A 26,878-nucleotide genomic window follows, 5' to 3' on the forward strand; every position below is an offset into this window, starting at 1 on the left:
ACCCTAGATCGCGGGGGCCACCACCGGAACCGAGTGCTCCCAGTCCGCGAGCAGCGTCCGCAGCGCGGTCACCAGGGCCAGCGGCTGGTCGATCATCACGTGGTGCCCGGCCCCGGGGATCTCGACGACCGGCGCCGCCCGGCCCATCCGGTCCACGACCATCTCCCCCATGTCCGCCGGGACCAGACCGTGCTCGGCTCGGAACAGCGCGATCCGGCAGCCGGGACGCCCGAGGTCGCCGGGGGTCAGCGAGATGCCGGCGAAGATGGCCGGGTCGAACTTCCAGCTCCAGCCGCCGTCGACGGCGCGGATGCTGTGCTCGGCGATGTGGCGGTGCACGTAGGGCAGGTCGCCGGGCTGCTCGGGGATGGTGCGGAACCGCGCGATCAGCGCGTCGCGGTCGGGGTGCACCTTCGCCGGGCCGAACGCCCGCTGCTCACGGGCGGCCCGCTCCTCCGGCGACCGGTCCCGGACCGGGGAGTCGACGGCGACGGCGCCGGCCAGCTCGTCGCCGTAGCGCAGGGCCGCGGTGAGCGTCACGAACCCGCCCATGCTGTGCCCGATAAGCGTCGGCCGGGGGCCGAGGCCCGAGGCGTCGATCACGGCGCGCAGCTCGACGGCCCAGCGGTCCAGGTCGTAGGACGGTGCCCGCCCGGAGTCGCCGTGCCCGGACAGGTCGACCGCCACGACCCGACGCGTGCCCTCGGCCAGCAGCGGGGCGATGTGGTCCCACCAGTGCAGGTGCGCCGCGCCGCCGTGCACCAGCAGCACCCCGGGCCCGCCCGGGGTGCCCCAGCTGCGGAAGCGGACCTCGACGCCGTCGCTCTCGGTGCGGCCGGGCTCCCCCGGCTCGGCGAGTGCGTCGGTGAACCAGGTGGGCGGAGCGGTGGACACGCGGGGACCTCTGTTCGTGGGACGGGGACGACCGTTCGAACCTACGCCCCTCGTCAGTTCTGACCACGCCCGGTAACGGGGTGCGGGGGCCGGGCGACCTGCGTCACCGAGGGGCCGACGAGGAGGCGCGATGACCGGTACGGCGACGGGGACGGTGGTGCGGGCCGTGCCACGCGACCCCGGGGCGTGGGACCGCACCGACCGGCGCCTGGGGAGCGCACTGGTGTCGCTCGCGCGCGACGCGGACGCCCCGGCGGGGACCGCGGACGCGGTGCGCGGCTGGCGCCGGATGGCCGGTCCGCTGCGCGCCGCCCAGCACCGCCCCGGGTACGGCCCCGGGCCGTGCCCGGACCTGTGCCTGGTCCCGGTCGGACCGGCCGACGTCGCCGCGCTCGGCCTGCTCGCCGCCGCCCTCGGTGCCCGGACGCTGCCCGGCGCCGACGAGGGGCCGCTGCGCCGGGCGGCCGCCGCGGCCGGCACCACGGCCACGGCTCTGGTGCTGGAGCTCGCCCGGGTGCACGGCGTCCTGGACCTCGACCTGGGCGCCGACGGCGAGCTGCTCTACGCGCTGGCCGGGGTCCGCACCGCGGGGACCACGGCCGCGGCCGCGCACGACGCGGTGGCCGCCCGGGTCGGGGCGATGTGGGCGGCCGGTCGGGCGCCGCACCCCACACCCACCGTCGACGACCGGGGCTGACCCGCCGGCACGGTGATCGTGCCAGGGGTGGCGCCTTGTTGACACGTTTTCTACGATGACGGTGTGTCTCACAACGAGGTGGAGTCCGCGAGCCGCACCCGGACGGTGACCACGCAGGACGGCCTGGAGCTGGTCGTGGAGGAACGGGGCGACCCGTCGCACCCGACGGTCGTCGCGGTGCACGGCTACCCCGACGACCGGCACGTGTGGGACCGCATCGCCGCGGACCTCGCCGCCGACCACCACGTCGTCACCTACGACGTGCGCGGCCACGGGGGCTCGGCCGCCCCCGGCGCCCCGGCCGGCTACGACCTGGAGCTCCTCGCCGCCGACCTGCGCACGGTGGCCGACGCCGTCTCCCCCGACGCCCCGGTGCACCTGCTCGCCCACGACTGGGGCTCGATCCAGACCTGGCACGCCGTCACGCGCGAGGACGGCACCCCCTCGGCGATGGACGGCCGGGTCGCGTCGTTCACCTCGATCTCCGGCCCGTGCCTGGACCACGTGGCGCTGTTCCTGCGCCGCCGCGGGCTCCGCGACCTGCGGCCGGTGCTCACCCAGGCGCTGCACTCCTGGTACACCCTGGCGTTCCGGGTGCCGGTGCTGCCCGAGCTGATGATCCGCAGCGGGCTGCTCGGCGCGATGGTGGCGAGGACCGAGCGGATCCCCCGCCCCTCGGTGCGCGACGCGGTCAACGGCCTGGAGCTCTACCGGCGCAACCTGCCGCGGCGGCTCGGCCGCCCGCAGCCGCGCCGCACCGACGTCCCGGTGCAGATCCTGGCTCCGCTCGGCGACGCCTACGTCACCCCCGCGATGGCGACGAGCGCCGCCGGGTTCGCCCCCGACCTGCGGGTCCGCTACCTGCCCGGCGGGCACTGGATCGTCCGCAAGCGCGCGGGCGTGATCGCCCGGTGTGTCCGCGAGCTCGTCGCCGAGCGCAGCGGCGGGACCGCCGCGCCCGCGCTGGCCCGGGCGGGGGCCCGGGGCGCCGCCCTGGTCCGCACCGGGGGACGGCCGGGCCGGGCGTCGCGCTGGGAGGGCGGGCTCGCCGTCGTCACCGGGGCGGGCAGCGGGATCGGCCGTGAGATCGCCCGCCAGGTCGCCGACCTGGGGGGCCGGGTCGTCGTCGCCGACGTCTCCGAGGCCGGCGCCGCGGAGACCGTCGACCTGGTGACCCGGCGGCACGGGCCCGGCCGCGCGGTGGCCGCGGTCGTCGACGTCGCCGACGAGGCCGCCGTCGCCGCCCTCGCCGAGCGGGTCGCGGCCGAGCACGGGGTGCCCGACCTCGTCGTCAACAACGCCGGGATCGCCGTCGCCGGGTCGTTCGCCGACACCACGGCGCAGGAGTGGCAGCGGATCGTCGACGTGAACCTGTGGGGCGTCGTGCACGGCTGCCGGCACTTCGGCGCGCTGCTCGCCGCGCACGGCGAGGGCGGCACGATCGTCAACACCGCCTCGGCGGCGGCGTACCTGCCGTCGCGCTCGCTGCCGGCCTACGCCACGACCAAGGCGGCGGTGCTGATGCTGTCGCAGTGCCTGCGCGCCGAGCTGGCGGGCGCCGGGGTCGGGGTCACCGCGCTGTGCCCCGGGTTCGTCGACACCCCGATCACCGGGGCGACCCGCTTCGCCGGCACCGACGACGCCACCCAGGCCGCCCGCCGTCGCGACGCCGCGGCCGCCTACACCCGGCGCGGGTACACCCCGCAGCGCGTCGCCGCCCGCCTGGTCCGCGCCGTCGAGCGGGACCTGCCGATCGCCCCGGTCACCGCCGAGGCACACGTCGGGCTGCTCGCGTCCCGGCTGTCCCCCGGCCTCGTCCGCGCGCTCGCCCGCGTCGACGGCACCCGCTGAGAAACCCGTCCGAGAGGAGAACCGCCGTGAACAGCCCCGCCGCCGGTGACCCGGCCGCCGACCGCATCGCCCTGCAGGCCCGCGACGTCCACTTCGACTTCGCCGAGCTGCGGACCGACTGGATCCCCGGCGAGCCGTTCGCCTCGCATCTGATCGACGTGCTGCACCTGCTGCTGCCCGAGGGCGAGCGCTGGTTCGTGGAGGTCTTCTCCCGCGCGCTGCCGATGGTCCGTGACGAGGCGCTGGCCGAGGACGTGCGCGGGTTCATCGGCCAGGAGGCCGTGCACGCGACCTCGCACCAGGGGGCGCTGGACCACCTCGTCGAGGCGGGCGTCGACGTGACCCGCTTCGTCGAGCAGGTCGAGTGGATCTTCAAGGAGCTGCTCGGCGACCGCGGCCTGACCGGCGACGCGGCCCGGGAGTGGCTGGTGGAGCGGGTCGGGCTGATCGCGGCGATCGAGCACTTCACCGCCGTCCTCGGCTCCTGGATCCTCGACTCCGCCGCGCTGGACGCGGCCGGGGCCGACCCGCACATGCTGGACATGCTGCGCTGGCACGGCGCCGAGGAGGTCGAGCACCGCAACGTCGCGCACGACCTCTACACCCACCTCGACGGCCGCTGGCTGCGCCGGATCCGGGCGATGGCGGTCGCCGGCCCGGCGCTGGCGAAGCTGTGGGTCGACGGCACCCGGCACCTGTGCGCCCGCGACCCGCACCTGCGCGGGACACCGCAGCGCCGGGCCCGGCTGCGCGACTACCTGCGGGACTCCCGGCGCGGGCTCGTGCCCGGGCCGTGGCTGTTCACCCGCGCCGTCCTGACCTACCTGAGCCCGCGGTTCCACCCGGCCGCGCACGGCGACACCGACGCCGCGGTGGCCTACCTCGCGGTCTCCCCCGCCGCCCGCGCCGCCGAGGCGGGCCACACCGGCCCGGCCGAGGGGTCCGCGGCATGAGTCCCGCGCTGCTGCCCGGCACGGGCTCGACCGCGCCGCCGCCGCACCCGAACCGCGGGGCCACCGCGCTGTCGGTGCTCACCGCGGTGACCCAGACCCTCGCGACGGCCGGTGCCCGGCGCCGCCGCCCGGTCACCCCGGTGGACCGCACGCTGCTCGTCGAGGTGCACGCCGTGCGCCGTCCCCGCCCCGACGTCGCCGAGCTCGACCTCGTCCCGGCGGGCGCTGAGCCGCTGCCGGGCTGGCGGCCCGGCGCGCACGTCGACGTCGAGCTGCCCTCGGGGGTCATGCGCCAGTACTCGCTGTGCGGCGACCCGGACGACCGGTCGGTGTACCGGATCGCGGTACGGAGGGTGCCCGGGGGCACCGGCTCGCACGAGATGCACGCCCTGCGCCCCGGGGTGCGGCTGCGGCTGCACGGCCCGCGCAACGCCTTCCCGCTGGCCACGGCGCCGTCGTACCTGTTCGTCGCCGGCGGCATCGGGATCACCCCGATCGCGCCGATGGTCCGGGCCGCGCACGCCGCCGGGGTGCCATGGCGGCTGGTGCACACCGGCCGGGACCAGGCGTCGATGCCGCTGTCGGACGCACTCGCCGCGCTGGCCCCGGACCGGGTCCTGCGCCGCCCCGACGACGTCGAGGGTGTCCCGTCGGCGGCCGAGCTGCTGTCCGGGACCGGGGCCGACGCCGCCGTCTACTGCTGCGGCCCGCCGCCGATGATCGAGTCGCTGCGCCGGGCGCTGCCCGCCGGGCAGCGGTTCCACTCCGAGCGGTTCTCCCCGCCCCCGATCCGCGACGGCCGCCCGTTCACCGTCCGGATCGCCGGTGGCCCGGACGTCGCGGTCCCCGCCGACCGCACCGCGCTGGACGCGGTCCGCGAGCTGCGCCCGGACGTGCCGTACTCCTGCCGGCAGGGGTTCTGCGGGACCTGCCACGTCCGGCTCGTGGAGGGCACCACCGTGGGCGACCCGGCCGGGCCGGGCCTGACCGCGCTGTGTGTCGGGCGGGCCACGGACGGGACGATCGTCGTCGATCTCGGGCGCTGAGGCGTGGGATCCGTACCCTCGTCGGTGATGACCTCACCCGCACGTCCACCCCGGCGTATGACGCCCGAGGCCCGCCGCGCACAGCTCGTGTCCGCCGCGCTCGACCTCTACGGCGCCCGCTCGCCGGAGGAGGTGGCCGTCGAGGACGTCACCCGGGCCGCGGACGTGTCCCGGGCGCTGTTCTACCGGTACTTCTCCGGGATGGAGGAGCTGCACGTCGCGGCGCTGGGCAGCGTCGCCGAGGAGCTCATCGACCGGGTCGCGCTGCCCACCGACGGCCCGCTGGACTCCCAGCTGGCCGACGCGCTGGACGTGTTCCTCGACGTCGTCGGCCGGCACTCGCGGGCCTACGTCGCGCTGCTGCGCAGCGGCTCGGTCGTCTCCACCGGGGAGACCGACGCCATGGTCGACGGCGTGCGCGACCACATCGTGGACCTGCTGTGCGTGCGCGGCGGCGTGCCCGACCCGACCCCGCTGCAGCTGATGACCCTGCGCGGCTGGGTCGCGCTGGTCGAGGGCTCGGTGCTGGTGTGGCTGGAGGCGGGCCGGGTGCCCGCCCACGCCGAGCTGCGGGACTGGCTGGTGGAGCAGCTGTTCGCGATGCTCGGGGTCACCGTCGCCCGCGACCCGGACGCTCAGTTCTCCACGACGCCGAGCGCGTTGGGCACCAGCCGGTAGGCGTCCTCGGACGGGCTGTTCACGACCTGGTCGCGGAACACCATCGTCGAGGAGCCGCCGCCGTCGAGGTTGACGCCGTCGACGGCGCCCGCCCGGCGCAGCTGCTCGGCGGTCTCGGCCAGGGTGATCCCGACCGAGGTCGACTCGCGGCCGTCGGCGGTGAGCAGGATCAGCCGTCCCTGCGCGGTGAGGCCCGCGGCGCTGCGCGGGTCGCGCGAGCGGGCGTCCAGCCCGGCGACGGGTGTGCCGTCGCGCAGGATCGGTGACGCCCCGACCGCGGTGCGCGGCGCGGTCCCCGACGCGGCGGTGAGCGCCTGCCGCACGGTGACCCGGTCGCCGACGGCGAGCCCGCGCAGCGCGGCGGCGCCCTGGTCGCGGCCGGCGAGGACCTGCTCCCCGGCCGGGATCGCGCCCCCGCCGGGCGGGCCGACGGCGGTGACCGCGCCGTCGCGGACCACGACCTCGACCCGGTCCGGTGCGCACGGCGCGTCCCGGTCGGTGTCGCTGCCGCACAGCGTGGCGGCCCGGTCGCCCGCCCAGTCGGAGGTGAACAGCCCGATCCCGCCGACGGGCACGGCGTAGGCGTTGAGGGTGTCGATCCGCAGGCGGCCCTTCGGCCCGGTCGCGGACGCGTCGAGGGTGAGCCGGTCCAGGCGGGGGGTGCCGTCGTCGTCGATCGCGAGGACGTCGCCCTGCTGGGCGCCGGGGACGCCCGGGGCGAGCCGCCGCCCGGGCGGCACGGCGGAGGTGAGTGCCCGGCCGTCGCGGACCGAGGGGCCGGCCGGGGCGTTGCTGCGGGCCAGGTCGAAGAAGTCGCCGTTGATCGCGGCGACGGCGCCGCCGCGCCGGGCGTGCGCGGGCACCGAGGACCGCTCCCCGACCGTCGCGCCGGTGAGCAGGGTGGCGCGCAGCTCGGCCCGGTTCAGGTCGGCGACGACGATGTCGACGGTCACCGGCCCGGCCGGGGTGTCGACGCGCTCCTCGCGGTGGGTGATCGCGGGGGCCTGCGGGGCCGGGGCGACGGGCGCCGCGGCCGGGCCCGGGGCGGCACCGGGTCCGGTGGACGCGGGTGCGGCGGCGGGACCGGCGGACGCTGCCGCCGGCGCGGTGGCCGCGACGGGGTGCGCCTCCCGGGCGGGGGCCGCGGACGCCTGCTGGGTGACCGGTACCAGTACCCCGATCACGACCGCCGCCGCCACCGCCGCGCCCCGGCTGCCCGTCCACCCCACCATGCCCGCACTCCCCCGATCGCCACCCCGGCCGGGACCGAGGTGAACACGGCGGTACGGCGACGGCGCGGGGCGTCACGCGTCGGTGGTGCAGGGCCACCCGGTCGGGGTCGGGACGTCCCCCTGCGGGGTGGCCCGGCTCCGCGGAGCGCGACCGCCGGCACCATGATCGCCGGGAGTGGAGCGGCCGGGTGAGGGGACTGCTCCCCGCGCTCCACTCCCGGTGATCATGGCGTGGGGTCAGAGCGTGCGGTGCGCCGCCCCGGGGTGGTCCTTCGCGAGCCGGGCGCCGTCGCCGGTGCCGTAGCGCTCGCGCAGGGTGGGGCCGCCCGCGTCGGCGGCGGCGGGCATCCGGCCGCGGCGGCGCAGCTCGGGCACGACGTGGGTGACGACGTCGGCCATCGTCCCCGGGGTGACGGCGTAGGCCAGGTTGAAGCCGTCGAGGTCGGCCTCGTCGGCCCAGCGCTCCAGCTCGTCGGCGACCCCCGCCCCGGACCCGACGACGAGCGGCCCGCGCCCGCCGACGGTGATGAACTCCGCGAGCTCCCCCACCGTCCAGTCGCGGTCCGGCCCGGTGAACGACGCCAGTGCCGAGCGGGTCGCGTCGGTCTGCACGTACTCGAGCTTCTGCTCCGGCGACGCCCCGGCCAGGTCGACGCCGGACCAGCCGCCGAACAGCGCCAGCGCCGCGGACGGGTCGGTCAGCTCCAGGTACTCGGCCAGCGTCGCGCGGGCGGCCTCGTCGGTCTCCCCGGCGATCGCGGTGAGCATCGCGAAGACCTTCACCGAGCGCGGGTCCCGCCCGGCGCGGGCGGCCTCGGCGCGCACCGCGTCGACCGAGCGGCGGACCACCGCGGGCGACGGGCCGGACACGAACACGGCCTCGGCGTGGGTGCCGGCGAACCGGGCACCGCGCGGCGACGCGCCCGCCTGGAAGATCACCGGGGTGCGCTGCGGGGACGGCTCGGACAGGAACGGGCCGGGCACGTCGAACCAGCGGCCGTGGTGGGCGATGTCGTGCACCCGGTCCGGCTCGGTGAACACGCCGCGGGCACGGTCGCGGACCACGGCGTCGTCGTCCCAGGAGCCCTCCCACAGCTTGTAGCAGACCTCCAGGAACTCCTCGGCGAGCTCGTAGCGCTCGTCGTGCGGGATCTGCCCGGACCGGCCGAGGTTGCGCGCCGCGGAGTCCAGGTAGGACGTGACGACGTTCCACGCGACCCGGCCGCGGGTGAGGTGGTCGAGGGTGGTGAGCCGCCGCGCCAGCGCGTAGGGGTGCTCGTAGGCGACCGAGACGGTCACCCCGAACCCGAGCCGCGAGGTCACCCCCGCCATCGCGGGGACGAGCAGCAGCGGGTCGGCGAGCGGGACCTGCGCGGCGGCGCGGACGGCGGCGTCGCGGGAGCCGCCGTAGACGTCGTAGACGCCGAGGACGTCGGCGAGGAACAGCGCGTCGAAGCCGCCGTCCTCCAGCATCCGGGCCAGCGAGGTCCAGTGGTCGAGGTCGGTGTAGCGGTGCCCCTCGTCGGACGGGTGGCGCCACAGCCCGGCGGACTGGTGGCCCACACAGGCCATGTCGAAGGCGTTGAGCAGGATGCGGCCGGTCATGCCGACACCTTCTCCCGGGCGGTGCGCAGCCCGCCGCGGTGGGTCTCGCGGAGCAGGACGGTGGAGACGATGCAGATCGCGAACAGCACCCCGAAGTACCCCCAGATCAGCCACGGGGTCCCGCCGCCCGCATAGAGCAGCGCGGTGGCGACCAGCGGCGTGGTGCCGCCGATGACCGACCCGATCTGGTAGCCCAGCGACGCCCCGCTGTAGCGCAGCCGGGTGTCGAACAGCTCGCCGTACCAGGCCGCCTGCGGGCCGTACATCGCGTCGTGGAAGAGGTTGACCAGCACGACCATGCCGACCACGACCAGCACGGTGGACCCGGTGTCGAGCAGCAGGAAGAAGGCCCCGAGGAACAGCGGCGCCCCGATCGCGCCGACCAGGTAGACCGGCTTGCGGCCGACCCGGTCGGACAGGACCGCCCACAGCGGCGTCGAGAACAGCCCGATCGCCGAGGCGATGATCACCGCGGTCAGCCCGGCGCCCTCGGCGGCGCCGGAGTCGCCCTGGGCCAGATAGGTCAGCGCGAACGTCGTCGCCAGGATGTAGACGGAGTTCTGGGCGATCCGGCTGCCGACGGTCAGCAGCACGGTGCGCCAGTCGGTGCGCAGCACCTCCAGCACCGGGCGGCGGGACAGCGTCCCGGCGTCGCGGGCGGCGGTGAACACCGCGGGGTCGGCGAGGGTGAGCCGGATGGCCAGCCCCACCACGACGAGCACCGCGCTGAGCAGGAACGGGATCCGCCAGGCCCCGGCGAGGAACGCCTCCTTGCCCGCGATCGCGAGCACCGCGGTGTAGACGCCCGACGCGAGCAGCATCCCGGCCGAGGAGCCGATCTGCGGGAAGCTGCCGAACAGGCCGCGCCGGCGCTCGGTCTCGGCGTGCTCGACGGCCATCAGCACCGCACCGGCCCACTCCGCGCCCACGGCGAGCCCCTGGGCCAGCCGCAGCACCACCAGCAGCACCGGGGCCAGCAGCCCGACGGTCGGATAGGTCGGCAGCAGCCCGATGAGCGTCGTCGCGACGCCCATCAGCACCAGCGACCCGACCAGGACGGCACGGCGGCCGACCCGGTCGCCCAGGTGCCCGGCGACGACGGCGCCGATCGGCCGCGCCCCGAACCCGGCGGCGTAGGTCGCGAACGACGCCAGCACGCCGGTCGCCGGGTCGGCGTCGGTGAAGAACAGCGGGGCGAACACCAGCGCCGCGGCGGTGGCGTAGAGGTAGAAGTCGTACCACTCGATGGTGGTCCCGACGAGGCTCGCGACGGCGGCGCGGCGCGGGGTGGCGCCGGACGGCGGGGCGGGATCGGACACGGCGGAGCTGGACACGGGACCTGCCGGTGGGTGAGGCGGAGCGGGGAGTCGGTGCGCGGGGCCGGGGTCAGCGACAGGCGTGCGACGACAGGCGGCCGTGGTCCAGCCACCGCCGGCGGGTCAGCTCCGAGTGCTCCACACCGCCCACCCGAACAGACGACCCCCGCCCGGCGCAACGGAGCGGGACCGGAGTCACCTCCGCCCGGCCACCCGGACGTGCAGCCGGACCCACGCCCCGGCGTCGAGGTCGCGCGGCAGCGCCCGCGGCCCGAGCCCGCACTCGCGCGCCCAGTCCCGGGCGAGGGCGCGGCCGAACCGCCGCCCGACGACGTCGACGACCCCGCGGCCGCGGCCGGTGAACACCGCGTCGACCAGCCGGTGGTGATCCCGGGGCCGGGCGTCGAGCAGCGGCACGTCGCGGCGGGCGATCTCCAGCACCCCGCCGTCGACGGCCGGGACCGGCCGGAACGCCCGGGCCGGGACGCGGTCGTGCAGGGTGAAGGTGAACCACGGCCACCAGCGGGCGGTGAGCGCGCTGGTGCCGCCGACCGCCGCCCGCTTGCGCGCCACCTCCCACTGCACCAGCAGCAGCGCGTGGGCCCAGCGCGGGGCGCCAAGCAGGCGTCGCAGCAGCGGGGTGGTCAGGGCGTAGGGGACGTTGGACACCACGTCGACGGGCCGGTCCAGGCGGGCGTCGAGCAGGTCGCCGTGGACGACGGTGACGGCGTCGCCGAACCGCCGCCGCAACCGGGCCACCCGGTAGGGGTCGAGTTCGACCGCGGTCAGCGGCCTGCCGGGCAGCCGCAGCAGCGCGGCGGTCAGCGCACCGTCGCCGGGGCCCAGCTCCAGCAGCGGCCGGGCCGGGTACCCGGCGACGACCGCGGCCAGCGCGGCCGGGACGGAGGCGTCGACGAGGAAGTTCTGACCGTGCTCGTGACGGCCGAGCGGGCGGGGCAGGGGGGATCGCACAGGAGGCTCCCGGGGTGGGAGCCGGGGGCGCGGCGGGGCGCCGCCCGGCAGGGGTACGAGGACCGGCTGCTCGGACGGCGGCGCCAGGAGATCGGCAGGGATCAGGTGTGGCGCCGCCGTCGGGCGACGCGCAGGCGTATCGAGGCCACGGGGCGACGGTAGGGGCGCCGGGGTCGCCGGCGCACCCGGATTTCAGTCCGTCAGGTCGGCGGGCGGCGCGGGCCAGTGCGGCAGGACGTGACCGGGGTAGTCGTCGGTGACGGTGTCGGGGAAGGCGGGCGGGCGCTTCTCCAGGAACGAGGTGACACCCTCGGCGACGTCGCGGCCCTGCCCGAGGTGCGCGATCGCGGCCGAGTCGGCGCGGTGGGCGTCCCACGGGGTGGGTGAGCCGAGCATCCCCCACAGCAGCTGACGGGTCAGCGCGACCGACACCGCTGAGGTGTTGTCGGCGATCTCGCGGGCGATCGCGCGGGCGGCGCCGAGCAGCTCGTCGTCGGGCAGGACACGGGAGACCAGGCGTCCGTCGAGGGCCTCGGCGGCGTCGAACACCCGGCCGGTCGCGGCCCACTCCATGGCCCGGGAGACGCCGACGATGCGCGGCAGGAACCAGCTCGATGCGGCCTCGGGGACGAGCCCGCGGCGGGCGAACACGAACCCGAACCGGGCCGAGGCCCCGGCCAGCCGGATGTCGGCGGGCAGCGTCATCGTCGCCCCGATGCCGACCGCGGGCCCGTTGACGGCGGCGATCACCGGGGTGCGCAGGGCCGCCATCCGCATGGTCACGGTGCCGCCGCCGTCGCGGACGACGCCGCCGATGGTGCCGACGCCCGCCCGGTCGGCGGCGCGCTGCGGGTCGGTGGGGTCGAACGACGCCCCGCCGCGGCCCAGGTCGGCGCCGGCGCAGAAGCCGCGGCCGCGGCCGGTGAGCACGATCGCGCGGACGGTGTCGTCGGCGTCGGCGCGGTCGTAGGCGGCGATCAGCTCGCGGGCCATCGTCGGGGTGAACGCGTTGAGGCGGTCCGGGCGGTCGAGGGTGATCGTGGCGACCCGGTCGTCGACGTCGTAGGAGATCTCGGTGAAGGCGGGAGCGTCGGTGCTCATGATCGGCGAGTCTGCCCCGCCCCGCGCCCGGGCGACAGTGCCCGCGGCGTCCGCAGCCCGTCCGCAAGTGGGCTGCAAGCGGCCGGACGCACGGTGGTCGGGTCGCGCCGGACCGACCGGACGCGCCCCTTCCGGAAGGACCCACCGTGACCCTGCAGGACGCCCCCACAACCCCCACCGCCCCGGCCGTCCCCGCCGTCGACCCCGCCCGGCGACGCCTGGTGGTGGGCGGCGGCGTGATGCTGCTCGCCTCCGCCGTGCTCTCGCTCGCCGGTGGCGTCGCCCACCCCGTCGTCGACGGGAACGCCCACTCCGTCGCGTCCCTGCTCGCCCCCGGCTCGCCGTGGGCGCAGCTGTCGATCTACGCCGGCGCGCTCGCGCTGATGATGGGCCTGCCCGCGGCCTGGGGCTGGTTCGCCCCGCGGGCCGGTGTGCTCGGCACGCTCGGGTTCGGCCTGTACTTCCTGGGCAACGCGCTGAGCGCGCAGGGCCACCTCGTCGTCGAGGGGCTGGTGGCGCCCGCGATCGCGCAGGCCGCCCCGGAGCTGGTCCCCGACGACGGCAGCATCCTCGCCGCCCCCGGTTTCGCGCTGCTGCAGATGGTCGGCGGGCTGGTCTTCCTGGCCGGGCTGGCGCTGATGGGTGTGGCGCTGATGCGCACCGCCGGGGTGCCGCGCTGGATCGGCGCGGCCGCGCTGGCCGGGTCGCTGCTGCTGTTCGTGCCGCTGCCGGAGGCCCCGGTGCTCAGCGGGCTGCACGTGGAGCTGCTGCGCGGGATCGCCGTCGCCGGGCTCGGGGTCGTCATGATCCGCGAGGTGCGGGCCGCCCGGTGAGGCCCGCCGCGTCATCCGGCGGTCGCGAACCGCCGGGTGCGCACCGTCACGCCGCCGTCCGGACGGCCGCCCGCGATGGCGGCCGCCCGGATGCAGGCGTGCGTCCACATGTTGAACTGCACCTCCTTGGCCACCCGCAGGGTGTTGTAGAGCACGTGCGACAGCCGGTCCCCGGGCCGCGCCCAGGACTCGATGTCGAAGCGCAGCATCTCCGGGTGGTCCGGGTCGCGACGGGTGCGGAAGTCGATCCGGCCGGCCTCCAGGTGCCCGTCGAGGGTGACGAAGGAGAACCCGGTCGGCCCGGCGGCGGCCACCCGCACCGGGCCGTCCCACGGGCCGGGCATGCGGATCAGGAACTCGTCGCCGACGGTCATCCCGCCGGGCTCGCCGTGGGTGCGGCGGAACACCGCGAACTCCGGTGACCAGCGGTCGGGGTCCGCGGCGAGGCGCGTCATGAGCTCCTCGGGGCCGAGCCGGGACCCGCGGATGCGCACGGTGTAGCGCCGGTGCAGCAGGGTGCCGTACCCGTCCGAGGGGCGCTGGACGTCGTCGCCCTCGGCGCCCTGCGGCGAGGCGGGCGGCAGGTCCCCCAGGTCCCCGACGACGTCGCTGCGGTGGATCGGTGTGGTGCGCCAGAAGTAGCGCCACGACACCAGCGCCAGGCCCACCGGCCAGCGCAGCACCGCCGACACCCGCCGGGACCGCCGGTCACCCGTCACCGGGGTGGACCGATCGCTCGTCGTGGCCGTCCTAGGAGTCCGCACCACGTAGACATACCCCCTGTGCGGGATTACATCCGCCGGGAGCGGGGAAGGGACCGCCATGACGGTCGGACGTGTCCTGCACCGGGTCGGGTTGCGCGGTGCCCAGCTCCAGTGGTTCTCCCTCGGCTCGGTGGGCTTCTCCATCGCGCTGTGGCTGCGCGCGAAGACCGTGGACCAGGACGAGCGCGGCAACGCCGAACGCCGCGCGGTCTTCGTCGGCCTGTGGCCGTCGATGTTCTGGCTGATCGGCGACTCGATGCGGCGCGAGGAGAAGGGCCGTCGGTCCTGAAGCGCCCCGCCCCCGGGGACCGTCGCGCCGACCTGGACGGGCTCGCCGCACGCGGCGTGAACTTCGACGACGCCGAGACCCCCACCGACACCCACGACCCGCGCTGGCACGTCGACCACGGCCGGGCCCTGGTCGGCACCGAGCCACCCGGCGACCCGGTCCCCGACGGCCCCTGGGAACGTGCCTGCGCGGTGCTGCGCGACTACCAGTTCACCGCCCCGAACCGGCTGCGCGGCGTGTTCCGCCCGTCCGACCCGCTGCTGGGTCGGGACATGCTGCTGGAGGGCCGGTTCGGGCCGATGCGCTTCCACCTCGGCGTCCGCGTGACCGGTCTCGTCGACGAGACCGTCGACGGCCGGCGCGTCTGGGGCTGGACCTACGAGACCCTGCACGGGCACCTGGAGGAGGGCCGGCTCACCTACGAGGTGGTCAAGGACCTCGCGACCGGCGACGTCGAGTTCGTCATCCGCGCGTTCTCCCGGCCCGCGCACATCCCGAACCCGCTGTTCCGGCTCGGCTTCGGGCTGTTCGGCCGCGCGGTGCAGCTGGAGTTCTACCATCGGGCCGGGCAGCGGGTCCGCGAGCTCGTGGCCGACGCGGCGGCGGGCAGGCCGCTGCCGCAGCCGCTGCCGGGTGCCGACGGCGTGACCGTCGCCCCACAGAACGGCGGGCGGCACTGGACGGACCCGTTCGCCGTGCTCGTCCGGCATCCGGGGTCGTGACCGCAGGAGAGGACCCCGAGATGGACGGCGACATCCGACGCCCGAACCCCTTCCGGTGGGTGGCCTACGCCTTCGGGGCCCGGCTGCCGGCCCGGAACCGGCGCTGGGTGCTGCACGACGTCACGACCCGCACCTGGGTGCTGCGCCACCTGCTCCGCACGACGGTCCAGCTGATCCCGCTGCTGGCCCTGCTGTTCCTGGTGGTGCCCGGCCCGGCGTGGGTGCGGCTGGGCGCCATCGCCTCCGGCGCGGTGATCGGCTACTTCTACTCGATGGTCTACGTGGTCGAGGCGTGCGAGACCCGGGTGATGAAGGCCGGCTACCCGGTGGGGGCGGCGGCGTCGACCCGGGAGGCGCGGCGCGCCGAGCAGCACGTCGACGCCCGGCTGCGCCACGACCGGGAGTTCGGGGAGGACCGCGACCGGGACGACCGCCGGGGCTGAGCGCCGCCCCCGCCGCGGCGCGCCCCGGCCGCGGTCACGCCGCGCCGTCGAGCCGGGCCCGGTGCTCCTCGGTGAGGTGCAGGTCACGGGCGTCGAGGGCCTCGTCGAGCTGGGCGGCGCGGCTGACCCCGACCAGCGGCCACGCCGGCCCGACGGCATGCTCGCCCGCCAGCCCGGTCCGGCCGTGGCCGCCGGTGGCGATCCAGGCGAGCACGACCTGGTTGCGGGTCGCGCCGGTGTCGGCGGCGACGGCGTCGAGCGCGGCCAGCCGCGCGGTGGTGCCGGGGTGGTCGTAGGCGTCGGGCAGGGCGCGGTCGGTGCGGGTCAGCGCCCCGTTGACCAGCGGGGTGTAGGCCCACAGGGTCAGGTCCTGCGCGGTCGCGAGGTCCGCGGCGTCGGCGGTCAGCAGCATGTGCCCGGAGTCCGGCAGCGCCGCACCGGGCCGCGGGACCACGTAGGAGTGCCGGTACTGGACGGCGTCGAACCCGGCGACGCCCTGGGCCGCGGCGCTCGCACGGGCCCGCTCCACCCGCCACGCGGCGTGGTTGGACGCGCCGAGCCGCCCGGCCAGTCCGTCGGTGACCAGCGCGCCGAGCGCGGCGACGGTCTCGTCGAGGCCGGTCGCTCGGTCCTCGGTGTGCGCCCAGAACAGGTCGACGGCCTCGACGCCGAGCCGGGCTGCCGGCGGCCGCGTCGCGCACCGCCGTGGCGCCGAGCCCGCCGCGCACCCCGGTCTTGGTGGAGATCCGGACCCGCTCGCGCACCCCGGGCCGGGCGGCGAGCCAGGCGCCGAGCACCCGCTCGCTCGCCCCGATCTCCCCCGCCGGGTCGTTCCAGAAGGCGTAGACGTCGGCGGTGTCGAGCCACACCCCGCCGCGCTCGACGAAGCGGTCGAGCAGCGCGAACGAGGTGGCCTCGTCGACGCGGGTGCCGAGGTTCATGGTGCCGAGGACGATCTGCGGCGCGGTCGGCGAGGTCGCGGGGGTCATGGGAGGAGCATCCAGGTCGATGCCCCGCGACGGGGCGCCGGGATGTGCCACGATGACCGTCGTGGATCCCGATCTCGACCCGGTGTTCACCGCGCACGACGTCGCGGTGGCCTACCTGTTCGGGTCGCGCGCCACCGGGACCGCGCGGCCGGACAGCGACCACGACGTGGCGGTGCTGTTCGCCGGTGAGCCCGCTCCCGTCGCCACCGAGCTGCTCGCCGCGGACCTGGCCGCCCTGCTCGGGACCGGGGTGGACGTCGTCGACCTCGGGCGGGCGGGCCTCGAGCTGCGCGGCCGGGTCGCGGAGTCCGGCCGGCTGCTGTTCAGCGCCGACGAGGTCGCACGGGTCCGGTTCGAGGTGGACGCCCGGATGCGCTGGATCGAGTTCCGCCCCGTCCTGGAGGAGACGACCCGTACCTTCCTCGCCCGTGTCGCGCGGGAGGGGTTGCGCTGATGGTCGACATCGACCGCGTGCGCCGGTTGCTGGTGATGCTGGATCGCTACCGGGACCTGCTCGCCGAGGACGCCCCCGACCCGTTCCGCCGCCGCCGTAGTCCTGCGGGGTCCGGTGGGCGCCTTCGCCACCCGCATCGCCGCCCTCGCCGCCTGACACCGGGCCCGCGCCGGTCCCCCGGCACGCCGCGGCGCCCCGTCCCGACGCGCGGCCCCCGGTGCACGGGGTGCCGCGCGGCGTCACGGGGCGCCGCGGGCGGAGCGGATCAGGGGATGACGACCGGCCCGGTGGTCGGGGCGGGGTCGTCGGCCCAGCGGTGCCCGGTCTCGCGCGGGGTGACGCCGTCCTCGGACCACGCGGCCAGCAGCTGCGCGACCTTGGCGTGCATCACGGTGCGCAGCCGGTCGAAGGAGTTCTGCGGGTCGTCGTCGACCTCACCGAGCAGCAGCCACCAGGCCCAGGCGACCGCACCGGCGTTGGCGACGAAGTCCGGCAGCACCGGCACGCCGCGGGCGGCGAGCATGGCCTCGGCCTCCGGGGTGGTCGCGGCGTTCGCGGCCTCGACGACCACGCGGGCGCGGACGTCGTAGGAGTTGTCCGGGGTGATGGCGTAGGAGATCGCGGCCGGCACCAGGATGTCGACCTCGGCGGAGAGGATCGCGGTGCGCGGGAGCTGCTCGACACCGGCGGGCAGCCGGGTGCGATCGATCTCGCCGAAGCCGTCGCGCAGGTCCAGCAGCGCGGGCACGTCGAGCCCGTCGGCGCAGTGCAGGGTCCCCGCGGCGTCGGCCAGCGTGGTGACCTTCATCCCGGCCTCGTACAGGTAGTAGGCGGCCGCACCGCCCATCGTGCCGACGCCCTGGATCGCGACCGTGGTGTCGGCGGGGATCTGCCCCCAGGACACCGCGGAGGCCAGGCAGGCGTGCGCGACGCCGTAGCCGCCGATCACGTCGCCCAGCTCGAACCCGCCGTCGACCTCGGCGGTCAGCCCGGTGCGCACCCGCTCCAGGGTGGCGGCCGGGTCGGCGGCGCGGCTGATCGCGGCGTGGTAACTCTGGCCGAGGCCGATCTTCTCGAAGACCTCGTCGATCAGGTGCTGCGGGACGCCGAGGTCCTCCGCGGTCACCCAGTGCGCGTCGATCCAGGGGCGCATGGCCTCGCAGAACCGCTCCAGCACCTCGACGGCGCGCGGGTCCTTCGGGTCGAAGTCGATGCCGCCCTTGGCCCCGCCGATCGGCAGGTCGAAGGTGGCGGTCTTGTTGGCCATGCCGCGTGCGAGGTCCTCGACCTCGGACAACGTGCAGCCGGCCCGCATCCGGGTGCCGCCGGTGGCGAGCCCGGCCCGCAGGGTGTGCACGACCAGGTAGCCGACGGCGCCGGTCACGGCGTCGTTCCACTGCAGGCGCATGTACGGCTCGGGGCGGCGGACGACCGGAGCGACGGTGGGCGCCGGGGCGCCGGAGACGTACGGGGCGGCCGAGACCGCCGTCTGCGGGGTGCTCCCGGCCGGGTTCTGCATCGTCGTCATGGCGACCCACCTCCTGCTCGTGCTGCACCGGTCGTCGCCGCCAGGGGCCGTTCCGGTCTCGTCGACATCGCGGACCTCGTCGTCCCCCGGCCGCAGTCGTTCCCGACCGGTGGCCCCAGGTTGCGGTCGCACCCGGCCCCGCGTCCATTTACGGATCATTCACGGCGCTGTTCACCGTTCCTGCACAGCGCAATAGGCTCAGCCACATGGAGCTGTCCCTGTCTCGGCTGCGGATGCTGCGTGAGCTGCACCGGCGGGGAACGATCACCGCGGCGGCGACCGCGCTGCACTACACCGCCTCCGCGGTGTCCCAGCAGCTCGCCCAGCTCGAACGCGACGTCGGGAGCCGCCTGTTCGAACGGAGAGGGCGCCGGGTCCAGCTCACCGACCTCGGGGTCCTGCTGGCCGAGCACGCCGAGGAGATCCTGGCCTCGGTCGAGCGCGCCACCCAGGCGATCGAGGAGGCCGGGGAGACCGTTGCGGCGAAGCTCACGGCCGGGGTGTGGGCGTCGGTGGCCTCCGGCCTGCTGCCCGACGCGCTGACCGCGCTGGCACGCACCCATCCGGGCATCGAGGTTCGCACCCGGGAGCTGGCGCCGGAGGAGACCGCGGCGGCGGTCCGCGACGGGGAGCTCGACCTGTCGTTCGTCATCGACTACTCGAACTACCCGATGACGTGGGACAAGGGTCTGGAGCGCGCCGTGATCGCGGTCGAGCGGGTCTACGCGGCGGTGCCGGCCGGGGCGGTGCCCGCCGCGAGCGTGATGCTCGCCGAGCTGGCCGAGCACCCGTGGATCGTCTCGCCCGCCCGGTCGCACTTCGGGCACGCCGCCCGGCTCGCCTGTCAGAGCGCGGGCTTCGAGCCGCGGATCGACCACGAGGTGGAGGAGCAGGCCACCGCGATGGCGATGGTCGCGGCCGGGCTCGGCGTCACCCTGGTGACCGACCTGGGCCTGGCGCTGCGCCCGCCGGGCGTCGACATCGTCGCGCTCGGCGACGCCCTGACCCGCACCGTGTCGCTGGCCTACCGCACCACCACCGCGCGCCGGGCCGCGGTCCCGCTGGTGATCGAGGCCGTCCGGACGGCGGCGGCCCAGAAGGGGGTCGGCGCCGAGGCGCCGCTCCCCACGGCGCCGGAGTCGCTCGGGCTCGCCTGAGAACCCTTTCGGGGTAGAACCGTCGAACGGTCCGAACCGTTTCCGTCCCCCCGTCCGAAGAACGGTCGTGCTGACCGAGAACCGGACCGAGGGAAACGCGCCCCGTGCCGTTCCGTCGCGTTCCGCGGCGATCCTGGTGGAACTGCTGGCGATCGCCGCGGCGGTGGCGTCCGGGCACCTCGTGGCGGCTCTGGTGGCGCCGGCGTCGTCGCCCTTCGTGGCCGTCGGCGACGCGGTCGTGCGGCTCTCGCCGCAGCCGGTCGTGGAGTTCGCCAAGTCCGCGTTCGGGACCGCCGACAAGCCGGTCCTGCTCGCCGGGATCGGCGTGCTGCTGGTGCTCGCCGGTGCACTGGCCGGGCTCGCGGCGCGACGACGGCCCGCGGTGGGGACCGCGGCCGTCGCCGTACTGGGGCTGCTCGCGGTGGCCGCGGTGCTGACCGGTCCGGTGCCGACCGCGACCGACCTGGTCGCCCCGATCGTCGCGCTGGTGGTGGGGGTGGCGGTCCAGCGGGGGCTGGACCGCCTCGCCCGCCGGTCCGGCGGCGACACCCGCGACGCCCCCGATCGCGGCACCGACGGCGGGAGCGGTGCCGGGGTCCCCCGGCGCACCGTGCTCGCCGGGGCCTCGGCCGCCGTCGCCGCCGGGACGCTCGTCGCGGGCGGCGCCGGCCTGGCGCTGTCCTCCTCGGGCAGCGGGATCGCGGCCTCGCGGGCCGCGCTGACCGGCAGGCTGGCCGCGGCGACGCTCGCCGAGACCGCCCCGCCGGTGCCCGCCTCGGCCGCGTTCCCCCAGCTCGGCACCGTCCCGTTCGTGACGCCGAACGCCGACTTCTACCGGATCGACGTCGCCCTGACGATCCCCGCGGTCCGGGCCGAGGACTGGTCGCTGCGGGTGCACGGCCGGGTCGGGCGCGAGCTCGTCCTCACCGTCGACGACCTGCTGCGACGCCCGTTGGTGCAGCGCACGATCACGATGACCTGCGTGTCCAACACGGTCGGCGGGAACCTGGTGTCCACCGCGGACTTCGTCGGTGTCGAGCTGGCCCCGCTGCTGCTGGAGGCCGGCGTCGACCCGTCCGCGGACCAGATCGTCTCCACCAGCCGCGACGGCTGGACCGCGGGCACCCCGACCGCGACCGTGCTGGAGCCCGGCCGCGGCGCGCTGCTCGCACTCGGCATGAACGGCGAGGCGCTGCCGGTCGAGCACGGCTTCCCGGTGCGCATGGTCGTCCCGGGTCTCTACGGCTACGTCTCGGCCACCAAGTGGCTCGCCGACATCGAGCTGACGACCTTCGCCGAGCGCAGTGTCTACTGGCGCGACCGGGGCTGGGCCGAGCGCGCCCCGATCAAGACCCAGTGCCGCATCGATGCCCCGGTCGGGTTCTCGAAGCTCCCGGCCGGACGTGTGCAGGTCGCCGGGGTCGCGTGGGCGCAGCCGGTGGGGATCACCGCCGTCGAGGTCCGCGCCGACGACGGTCCCTGGGTGCGCGCCGAGCTGGCCACCGAGGTCAACCCGAACACCTGGCGGATGTGGCGGGCCGAGCTCGACCTCTCCCCCGGCAGCCACACCCTCACCGCCCGCGCCACCGACCGCCGCGGGCTCGTCCAGACCGACGTCCGCGTCGAACCGATCCCGGACGGCGCGACGGGCTGGCCCAGCACCATCGTCACCGTCGTCTGAACCGATTCCCGAGGCTCTCGGAAAAAGATTCCGAAAAATCTTCCGGAACACCCGAACCGTCCGGGCCGACAGCCCGAACAACTCATCGGAAGTCCATACAGGACAGACAGTTTCCTCGAAAGGGAATCAGCCATGCGCGCCTCTCGCACCCTCGCCACCGTCGGCCTGCTCGCCGCCCTCTCGCTCGGCCTCACCGCCTGTGGCGGCGGCAGCGACTCCTCCGCCCCGCCGGCGGCGGCCCCGGCCTCCTCCTCGGCGCCGGCGACCACCGCCGCCGCCGACGGCGTCACCACCAACGCCGACGTCTTCGGCCCGGCCTGCAGCCAGCTGCCGCAGGGCGACGAGCCCGGCTCGCTGAACTCGATGGGCCCGCAGCCGGTGGCCACCGCCGCGAGCACCAACCCGCTGCTGACCACCCTGGTCACCGCCGTCGGCAAGGTCCCCGGCCTGGCCGACACCCTGAACCAGCAGAAGGGCATCACCGTCTTCGCCCCGGCGAACGACGCCTTCACCGCGGTGCAGAAGCAGCTCGGCGACGAGAAGTTCAACGCCCTGCTGGCCGACACCTCCGCGCTGCAGGGCCTGCTCTCCTACCACGTGACCCCGGAGCGCCTGGACGCCGCGGGAATCGTGGAGAAGAAGACCCTGACCGAGCTGGCCGGCGGTGACCTCACCATCGGCGGCACCGCCGAGGCCCCCACCGTCACCGACGGGCAGGGCAACACCGCCAACATCCTCTGCGGCAACATCCCGACCGCGAACGCCACCGTGTTCGTGATCGACAAGGTCCTCATGCCCAAGAGCTGACGACCGACAGCACGACACGACGGGCCCGGGGTGCGAACCCCGGGCCCGTCGTCGTACGAACACCCTGGTGTGACCGCGACCCCGATCCGCCCCGCCGAGTCCCTCACCCGGCCGCGGGCGGTGGTCACCGGTCTTCTCGGCGTCGGCTCGGCCCTCGCCGTGGGCGACCTCGTCGCGGGGCTGGTGGCGCCGGCGTCGTCGCCGTTCCTGACCGTCGGCGACCAGTTCGTCCGGCTGACCCCGGAGTGGCTGAAGCAGTTCGCGATCGCCACGTTCGGCACCGCCGACAAGCTCGCACTGCTGACCGGGATGGCGCTGGTGATCACCGGGCTGGCCGTGGCCGCCGGGCTCCTGGCCCGGCGACGGCCCGCCCCGGGCGTGGCGGTCGTGGTCGCGATGGGGGTGACCGCCCTGGTCACCACGGTGCTCGCACCCGCGTTCCGGCCGGTCGACCTGCTCGCCCCCGCCGTGGCGCTCCTCGTCGGGCCGACGGTGTTCCTCGCGGTGCACGCCGCGTTCACCCGGGCGGCCCGGGACGGCCTGGGCGCCGCAGCGCCGCTGTCGCGCCGGCGGGCCCTCTCGCTGGCCGGCGGGGTCGCGGTCGTGTCGCTGGGGGCGACCGTCGCCGGGCGGCTGCTCGCCGCCGCGCCGTCGACGTCCGGGCCCGCGGCACTCGCGCTGCCGCCCGCCCCGCCGGTACCGGCGCTCCCGCCGGACGCGACCCTGCCGGGCGCACCGGCCTGGCTGACCCCGACCGCGGACTTCTACCGGATCGACACCGCGCTGCAGGTCCCGCGGGTCGACGCCGCGTCGTGGACCCTGCGGGTGCACGGCATGGTCGAGCGCGAGCTGACCCTCTCCCTGGACCAGCTGCGGGCCCGCCGGGTCGTCGAGGTGCCGATCACGATGGTGTGCGTGTCCAACCCGGTCGGCGGCGCGCTGATCTCCAACGCGCGGTTCACCGGGGTGCGCCTGGCCGACCTGCTCGCCGAGGCCGGGGTCGCGCCCGGGGCCCAGCAGCTGCTGTCCACCAGCGTCGACGGGTTCACCACGGGCACCCCGGTCGACGTCGTCACCGACGGCCGCGACGCGCTGCTCGCGTTCGGGATGAACGGTGCGGCGCTGCCGGTCGAGCACGGATTCCCGGTGCGGATGGTCGTCCCCGGCCTCTACGGTTACGTCTCCGGCTGCAAGTGGATCACCGACATCGAGGTGACGACCTGGGACGCGGCCACCCCGTACTGGGCCGAGCGCGGCTGGGCCCGCGAGGGCCCGGTGAAGACCCAGTCCCGCATCGACACCCCGGTTGCCGGCGCGTCGGTCCCGGCCGGGCGGGTCGCCGTCGCCGGGACGTCGTGGGCGCCGCACATCGGCATCACCCGGGTCGAGGTCGCCGTCGACGGCGGGGCGTGGGTCCCGGCCCGGCTCGGCGCCGACCTGGGTGCCGACACCTGGCGGATGTGGCGCACCGAGATCGAACTGGGACCCGGTGAGCACACCCTGCGCGTGCGGGCGACCGACCGGACCGGCACGGTGCAGACCGAACGGGAACAGGTCTCGATCCCCGACGGCGCGACCGGCCGGCACACGGTGCCGGTCACCGCGGTCTGACGGGCGGGCCCTGCCCGCGCTCCCCGCCCACCGATCCGGAAGCCGATGCGCCCCTCAGACCACCCCGCACCACCGGTCCCCCGCCGGCCGGTCGTCGCCACCCTGCTCGCCGGACTGGTCGCGGGGCTGCTCGCCGCGCTGGTGCCGTTCGCCCCCGTCGACACCCGCACGACGACCGTCACCTGGCCCCGGGCGGGCGAGCAGCCGGTGTCGACGACGGCGGCGTTCCAGCCCTACGCCCCGGAGTCGGTGCGCGTGGAGGTGCCGTGCCGGGTGCTGCGCACCGCACAGGCCCGCTCCGCCGACTCCGGTGCGGCGACGACCGTCGTGGGCTCGGAGCGGCCCGGCGCCACCGGGATCGGGTTCGCCGTGCTCACCGCACCCGGCGGGGAGCTGCGGGTCCTGGTCGGGGGCCGTGAGCTGCTGCGCGCCCCCGTCCCGCCCGGCGACGACTGCGGGCTGGTCCTCGACACCGACGAGGCCGGGTCCCGGGTCACCCTCGGCGACGCCGCCCCGCGCGCCTTCTCCGGCGACGTCGTACGCGCGGTCGCCGCGTTCACCACCCAGCTCTCCCCCGCCGACGCCGACGGCCTGCGGGTCACCGCGCGCACCGCGGACTGGTTCGCCGCCGCGTCGTCGCCGGCCAAGACCGCGCTGATCGGGCTGCAGTGGCTCGCCGCCGCCGTCGCCGCGGTGCTGCTGGCCCGCCTGGCCGGTGACCGGTTCCGGCGCCGCCGTGGCGCGGCCCGGCTCCGGCGGGCCCGGCTGGCCGCGGTGGGCACCCCGGCCGGGATCGGGCGGGCCGCCGCGGACGTGCTCGTCGTCGTCACCCTCGCGGTGTGGACGGTGCTCGGGCCGCTGTCCACCGACGACGGCTTCACCGAGGCGATCGCGCGCAACGCGACCGGCACCGCGACCGGCGACTTCGGCAACGTCTACCGCTGGGGCAACGCCTCGGAGGCGCCGTACACGCTGGTGATCCGTATGGTCCGGGCGCTCGCCGAGACCGGGGTGGGGCCGCTGGTGCTGCGCGTGCCGTCGGTGCTCGCCGGGATCGCGGTGTGGCTGCTGCTGTCGCGGGTCGCGCTGCCGGCGGTGCTGGCACGCCACCACCGCCGGGCCTGGGTGCGGGGCACGCTCGGCGTCGCGCTGCTGGCGTGGTGGCTGCCGCTGAACCTCGGGGTCCGCCCGGAGCCGTTCGCGGCGCTCGCGACGACCGCGGCGCTGTGCTGTGCGCTGCGCGCCGCCGCCCGGCCCGGGCGCCGCGGCGGGACGTGGACCGCGGCCGCCGCCCTGGCCTCGGGGCTGGCACTGGCGGTGACGCCGTCGGCGGTGACCGTCGCCGGTCCGCTGGTGCTGCTGCTCCCGGCGCTGTGGCGGCGGGTCACCCGCCACGGCGGCGGGGGGCTCGCAGTCGGGGTCGCGGCGACCGTCGCCGCGGCCGGGATCGCCGCGGCCGGGCTCACCCCCGTCTTCACCGGGCAGAGCCTGTACACGGTCGCGCGGGCCACCGAGATGCACCAGTTCTACGGCCCGGCCACACCGTGGTTCCAGGAGCTGCGCCGCTGGAGCTACCTGCTGGGGTTCGGCACCGAGCAGGGCGGCCTCGGCCGCCGGGTGCCGGTGCTGCTCGCCGTCGCGATGCTGGTCGCGGCGCTGCCGCTGGTCGCCCGCGGCGCGCACCGGTGGGGTCCGGGTCTGCGGTGGACACCGGTCCCCCTGGCCGGGCTCGCACTCGGGTTCGTGCTGCTCACCCCGGCGCCGTCGAAGTGGACCCACTACTTCGGGACGCTCGCCGGGACCGGGGCGCTCGCCGTCGCCGCGGGGGCGGTGCTGGTGGTGACCGCGGCCCGGCGGCCCGCCGACCCGACCGTGCGCGGCGCGGCCGCCGCCGGGACCCTGGCGGCGGTCGTGCTGGCCGCGCTGGCCTTCTCCGGACGCAACGAGTGGTTCCTGTGGTCGGGCTGGGGCGTGCCGCGCGCCGACGGGCCGTTCGCGCCGCTGAACTCGCCCGCGGTGTGGGCCGTGGTGGCGGTGGCGGTGCTGGTGGTGTCCACCGTCGCGGGACGACGACGGCACCGGACACGGCGGGAGTCCACGGCCCGGGCCGCGGCGGCGCTGCCCGCCGGGGTCGTGGTGGTCGCCCTGGTCACCGGGGTGTCGGTGGTGGTGGCGTCGTTCGTCGTCGCCCCGGTGCGCCAGGGCGGGGGCTACAGCGTCGGCGGACAGATGTGGAGCGAGCTGACCGGCCGCGACACCTGCGGGATCCTCGACCACGTCACGGTTCCGGTCGACGCGGGCGCGCTGCCCGCCGCGGGCGGCGCCGACACCCTCACCGGGTTCGCCGAAGGCCGTGGCTGGGTCGACGCCCCGCCGCGCGGCGAGCTCGCCTGGGGCAGTCTCGACGGCGGCCCGGGCACCACCGGCGAGCTCCGGACCCGCTGGTTCACCGTCGCGCCGGGACCGGGCGACCGGGTGCTGTCGGTCGACGTTGCCGGGCGGACCGGGCAGGGCAACACCCTGGAGCTGGAGTACGCCCGCGCCGGGTCGCCGGGCCCGGACGGGCGCGTGTCGCTCGACGACACCGCGACCGGTGCCCGCGGCACCTACCCCACCGAGCGGGTGCAGGAGGCCGTGCCGCTGGACCGGCCGGCCTGGCGCACCGTGCGGGTGCCCGTCTCCGCGTTCCCGGCGGACGTCGACCGGGTGCGGGTGCACGCCGTCGACACCGCCGTCGGGCCGGGCGGCTGGGTGGCCGCGGCCGCCCCGCGGATGCTCACCCCGGCGCCGGTGGTGCCGATGCTGCGCGACGCCGACGGCCCGGTCTACGTCGACTGGTCGATCCTCTGGTCGGCGCCCTGCCTGCGCGACCTGCCCGCCGTCCGGGCCGGGCTGGTGCAGACCCCGCGCTACCTGGTGCTGGGCCCGTCGTCGCTGGGGTTCGCCGTGGACGTGTCGTTCGCCGACGTCGCCGGGGGCAGCTTCGCGGCGATGCGCCGCACCACCACCGAGCAGGTCGTCGCGACCCGGATCGACACCGCCGACGACCCGGACCAGGCCGACTGGGGATCGATCACCCGGATCGACACCGACCTCGCCGTCGACGCCTACGACGTCTCCTCGGTCCCGGTGCGCCGCTGGGGCTGGGAGGGCGACCGGACCCCGGTCGGGTACCCGGCCCTTCCGGCACCGTGACGACCCTCCGGTCGGAGGGGCCCCGCGGCCGCGTCCGGCTGATAGACACATGCGGACACC

General features: G+C 76.4%; 23 protein-coding genes and 2 pseudogenes. 15 read left to right on the forward strand and 10 right to left on the reverse strand.

What is annotated here, in order from left to right; translation table 11 throughout:
* Nucleotides 1–3: 3 nt before the first annotated feature.
* Nucleotides 4–894 (reverse strand): alpha/beta fold hydrolase, encoded by an 891-nt coding sequence (locus tag KPL60_RS15730; protein ID WP_226366291.1) that lies wholly within the window; start codon nt 892–894, stop codon nt 4–6.
* A 130-nt stretch (nt 895–1,024) separates the two neighbouring features.
* On the opposite strand from KPL60_RS15730, the gene KPL60_RS15735 reads away from it, so the two are divergent.
* The 5 genes from KPL60_RS15735 (at nt 1,025) to KPL60_RS15755 (ending at nt 6,119) form a co-directional block, all read left to right on the forward strand.
* Nucleotides 1,025–1,591, forward strand: coding sequence for a hypothetical protein (locus KPL60_RS15735; RefSeq protein ID WP_226366292.1), 567 nt, complete (start codon nt 1,025–1,027; stop codon nt 1,589–1,591).
* A 63-nt stretch (nt 1,592–1,654) separates the two neighbouring features.
* The gene (locus KPL60_RS15740; RefSeq protein WP_226366293.1) at nt 1,655–3,442 is read left to right on the forward strand and encodes an SDR family oxidoreductase; all 1,788 of its coding nucleotides are present in this window, start codon (nt 1,655–1,657) and stop codon (nt 3,440–3,442) included.
* 26 nt (nt 3,443–3,468) lie between these two features.
* Nucleotides 3,469–4,395, forward strand: a complete 927-nt coding sequence (locus KPL60_RS15745) for a metal-dependent hydrolase (RefSeq protein ID WP_226357885.1) — start codon at nt 3,469–3,471, stop codon at nt 4,393–4,395.
* The gene (locus KPL60_RS15750) at nt 4,392–5,441 is read left to right on the forward strand and encodes a PDR/VanB family oxidoreductase (protein WP_226366294.1); all 1,050 of its coding nucleotides are present in this window, start codon (nt 4,392–4,394) and stop codon (nt 5,439–5,441) included. The genes KPL60_RS15745 and KPL60_RS15750 overlap by 4 nt, the downstream gene beginning before the upstream one ends.
* A gap of 27 nt (nt 5,442–5,468) precedes the next feature.
* A complete protein-coding gene (locus KPL60_RS15755; protein WP_226357887.1) occupies nt 5,469–6,119 on the forward strand; it encodes a TetR/AcrR family transcriptional regulator in 651 nt (216 codons plus the stop codon).
* On the opposite strand, the gene KPL60_RS15760 is transcribed toward KPL60_RS15755, so the two are convergent.
* From KPL60_RS15760 to KPL60_RS15780, 5 genes are all read right to left on the reverse strand, one after another.
* The gene (locus tag KPL60_RS15760; protein WP_226366295.1) at nt 6,077–7,351 is read right to left on the reverse strand and encodes a phosphodiester glycosidase family protein; all 1,275 of its coding nucleotides are present in this window, start codon (nt 7,349–7,351) and stop codon (nt 6,077–6,079) included. The genes KPL60_RS15755 and KPL60_RS15760 overlap by 43 nt on opposite strands.
* A 237-nt stretch (nt 7,352–7,588) precedes the next feature.
* The gene (locus KPL60_RS15765) at nt 7,589–8,956 is read right to left on the reverse strand and encodes an LLM class flavin-dependent oxidoreductase (protein WP_178373978.1); all 1,368 of its coding nucleotides are present in this window, start codon (nt 8,954–8,956) and stop codon (nt 7,589–7,591) included.
* Nucleotides 8,953–10,290 carry an MFS transporter gene (locus tag KPL60_RS15770; protein ID WP_226366296.1) on the reverse strand — a complete coding sequence of 446 codons (1,338 nt, stop codon included), beginning with the start codon at nt 10,288–10,290 and terminating at the stop codon, nt 8,953–8,955. The genes KPL60_RS15765 and KPL60_RS15770 overlap by 4 nt, the downstream gene beginning before the upstream one ends.
* 177 nt (nt 10,291–10,467) lie before the next feature.
* The gene (gene erm / locus KPL60_RS15775) at nt 10,468–11,232 is read right to left on the reverse strand and encodes a 23S ribosomal RNA methyltransferase Erm (protein ID WP_255656059.1); all 765 of its coding nucleotides are present in this window, start codon (nt 11,230–11,232) and stop codon (nt 10,468–10,470) included.
* A gap of 204 nt (nt 11,233–11,436) precedes the next feature.
* On the reverse strand, nt 11,437–12,345 hold the full coding sequence (locus tag KPL60_RS15780; protein WP_226357892.1) for an enoyl-CoA hydratase-related protein: 909 nt from the start codon (nt 12,343–12,345) through the stop codon (nt 11,437–11,439).
* A gap of 146 nt (nt 12,346–12,491) precedes the next feature.
* Here KPL60_RS15780 and KPL60_RS15785 point away from each other — a divergent pair, with 146 nt between their 5' ends.
* Nucleotides 12,492–13,178 carry a hypothetical protein gene (locus KPL60_RS15785; RefSeq protein WP_226366298.1) on the forward strand — a complete coding sequence of 229 codons (687 nt, stop codon included), beginning with the start codon at nt 12,492–12,494 and terminating at the stop codon, nt 13,176–13,178.
* Nucleotides 13,179–13,189: 11 nt separating this feature from the next.
* On the opposite strand, the gene KPL60_RS15790 is transcribed toward KPL60_RS15785, so the two are convergent.
* A complete protein-coding gene (locus tag KPL60_RS15790) occupies nt 13,190–13,897 on the reverse strand; it encodes a DUF1990 family protein (RefSeq protein WP_226366299.1) in 708 nt (235 codons plus the stop codon).
* A gap of 103 nt (nt 13,898–14,000) precedes the next feature.
* Between KPL60_RS15790 and KPL60_RS15795 the strand changes: the two genes are divergently transcribed.
* The 3 genes from KPL60_RS15795 to KPL60_RS15805 are packed head-to-tail and all read left to right on the forward strand — an operon-like array spanning nt 14,001 to nt 15,396.
* Nucleotides 14,001–14,231 (forward strand): hypothetical protein, encoded by a 231-nt coding sequence (locus KPL60_RS15795; RefSeq protein WP_062403384.1) that lies wholly within the window; start codon nt 14,001–14,003, stop codon nt 14,229–14,231.
* Nucleotides 14,232–14,287: 56 nt separating this feature from the next.
* The gene (locus tag KPL60_RS15800; RefSeq protein WP_226366300.1) at nt 14,288–14,953 is read left to right on the forward strand and encodes a DUF1990 family protein; all 666 of its coding nucleotides are present in this window, start codon (nt 14,288–14,290) and stop codon (nt 14,951–14,953) included.
* On the forward strand, nt 14,950–15,396 hold the full coding sequence (locus KPL60_RS15805; protein WP_308016764.1) for a DUF5313 family protein: 447 nt from the start codon (nt 14,950–14,952) through the stop codon (nt 15,394–15,396). Before KPL60_RS15800 ends, KPL60_RS15805 begins: the two co-directional genes overlap by 4 nt.
* A gap of 34 nt (nt 15,397–15,430) precedes the next feature.
* On the opposite strand, the pseudogene KPL60_RS33795 reads toward KPL60_RS15805, so the two are convergent.
* Nucleotides 15,431–16,060: pseudogene (locus tag KPL60_RS33795) on the reverse strand (aldo/keto reductase); the annotation flags it as partial.
* A gap of 118 nt (nt 16,061–16,178) precedes the next feature.
* A pseudogene (locus tag KPL60_RS35125) lies at nt 16,179–16,385 on the reverse strand (aldo/keto reductase); the annotation flags it as partial.
* Nucleotides 16,386–16,446: 61 nt separating this feature from the next.
* Here KPL60_RS35125 and KPL60_RS15815 point away from each other — a divergent pair.
* Entirely contained in the window at nt 16,447–16,839 is a 393-nt protein-coding gene (locus KPL60_RS15815; protein WP_226366301.1) for a nucleotidyltransferase domain-containing protein, read from the forward strand.
* A 265-nt stretch (nt 16,840–17,104) separates the two neighbouring features.
* Here the strand turns inward: KPL60_RS15815 and KPL60_RS15820 are convergent, their stop codons facing one another.
* The gene (locus KPL60_RS15820; RefSeq protein WP_073574454.1) at nt 17,105–18,247 is read right to left on the reverse strand and encodes a Glu/Leu/Phe/Val dehydrogenase dimerization domain-containing protein; all 1,143 of its coding nucleotides are present in this window, start codon (nt 18,245–18,247) and stop codon (nt 17,105–17,107) included.
* Nucleotides 18,248–18,573: 326 nt separating this feature from the next.
* Here KPL60_RS15820 and KPL60_RS15825 point away from each other — a divergent pair, with 326 nt between their 5' ends.
* From KPL60_RS15825 to KPL60_RS15845, 5 genes are all read left to right on the forward strand, one after another.
* Nucleotides 18,574–19,524 carry a LysR family transcriptional regulator gene (locus KPL60_RS15825; RefSeq protein ID WP_226366302.1) on the forward strand — a complete coding sequence of 317 codons (951 nt, stop codon included), beginning with the start codon at nt 18,574–18,576 and terminating at the stop codon, nt 19,522–19,524.
* A gap of 67 nt (nt 19,525–19,591) precedes the next feature.
* Complete coding sequence (locus tag KPL60_RS15830) at nt 19,592–21,205, forward strand: molybdopterin-dependent oxidoreductase (RefSeq protein WP_226366303.1); 1,614 nt, start codon at nt 19,592–19,594, stop codon at nt 21,203–21,205.
* 132 nt (nt 21,206–21,337) lie between these two features.
* Complete coding sequence (locus KPL60_RS15835; protein ID WP_226366304.1) at nt 21,338–22,012, forward strand: fasciclin domain-containing protein; 675 nt, start codon at nt 21,338–21,340, stop codon at nt 22,010–22,012.
* Nucleotides 22,013–22,081: 69 nt separating this feature from the next.
* Nucleotides 22,082–23,623 (forward strand): molybdopterin-dependent oxidoreductase, encoded by a 1,542-nt coding sequence (locus KPL60_RS15840; RefSeq protein WP_226366305.1) that lies wholly within the window; start codon nt 22,082–22,084, stop codon nt 23,621–23,623.
* Nucleotides 23,624–23,668: 45 nt separating this feature from the next.
* Nucleotides 23,669–26,818 (forward strand): arabinosyltransferase domain-containing protein, encoded by a 3,150-nt coding sequence (locus KPL60_RS15845; RefSeq protein ID WP_226366306.1) that lies wholly within the window; start codon nt 23,669–23,671, stop codon nt 26,816–26,818.
* Nucleotides 26,819–26,878 lie beyond the last annotated feature (60 nt).

The sequence above is a fragment of the Pseudonocardia sp. ICBG162 genome (genome assembly GCF_020496225.1).
GTDB classification, from domain to species: Bacteria; Actinomycetota; Actinomycetes; order Mycobacteriales; family Pseudonocardiaceae; genus Pseudonocardia; species Pseudonocardia alni.

Coding starts and splice junctions, on each gene's coding strand:
- KPL60_RS15735 (WP_226366292.1), top strand. CDS start 1,025: ATGACCGGTACGGCGACGGGGACGGTGGTGCGGGCCGTGCCACGCGAC.
- KPL60_RS15750 (WP_226366294.1), top strand. CDS start 4,392: ATGAGTCCCGCGCTGCTGCCCGGCACGGGCTCGACCGCGCCGCCGCCG.
- KPL60_RS15755 (WP_226357887.1), top strand. CDS start 5,469: ATGACCTCACCCGCACGTCCACCCCGGCGTATGACGCCCGAGGCCCGC.
- KPL60_RS15760 (WP_226366295.1), bottom strand. CDS start 7,351: ATGGTGGGGTGGACGGGCAGCCGGGGCGCGGCGGTGGCGGCGGCGGTC.
- KPL60_RS15765 (WP_178373978.1), bottom strand. CDS start 8,956: ATGACCGGCCGCATCCTGCTCAACGCCTTCGACATGGCCTGTGTGGGC.
- KPL60_RS15780 (WP_226357892.1), bottom strand. CDS start 12,345: ATGAGCACCGACGCTCCCGCCTTCACCGAGATCTCCTACGACGTCGAC.
- KPL60_RS15795 (WP_062403384.1), top strand. CDS start 14,001: ATGACGGTCGGACGTGTCCTGCACCGGGTCGGGTTGCGCGGTGCCCAG.
- KPL60_RS15820 (WP_073574454.1), bottom strand. CDS start 18,247: ATGCGCCTGCAGTGGAACGACGCCGTGACCGGCGCCGTCGGCTACCTG.
- KPL60_RS15825 (WP_226366302.1), top strand. CDS start 18,574: ATGGAGCTGTCCCTGTCTCGGCTGCGGATGCTGCGTGAGCTGCACCGG.
- KPL60_RS15835 (WP_226366304.1), top strand. CDS start 21,338: ATGCGCGCCTCTCGCACCCTCGCCACCGTCGGCCTGCTCGCCGCCCTC.
- KPL60_RS15845 (WP_226366306.1), top strand. CDS start 23,669: ATGCGCCCCTCAGACCACCCCGCACCACCGGTCCCCCGCCGGCCGGTC.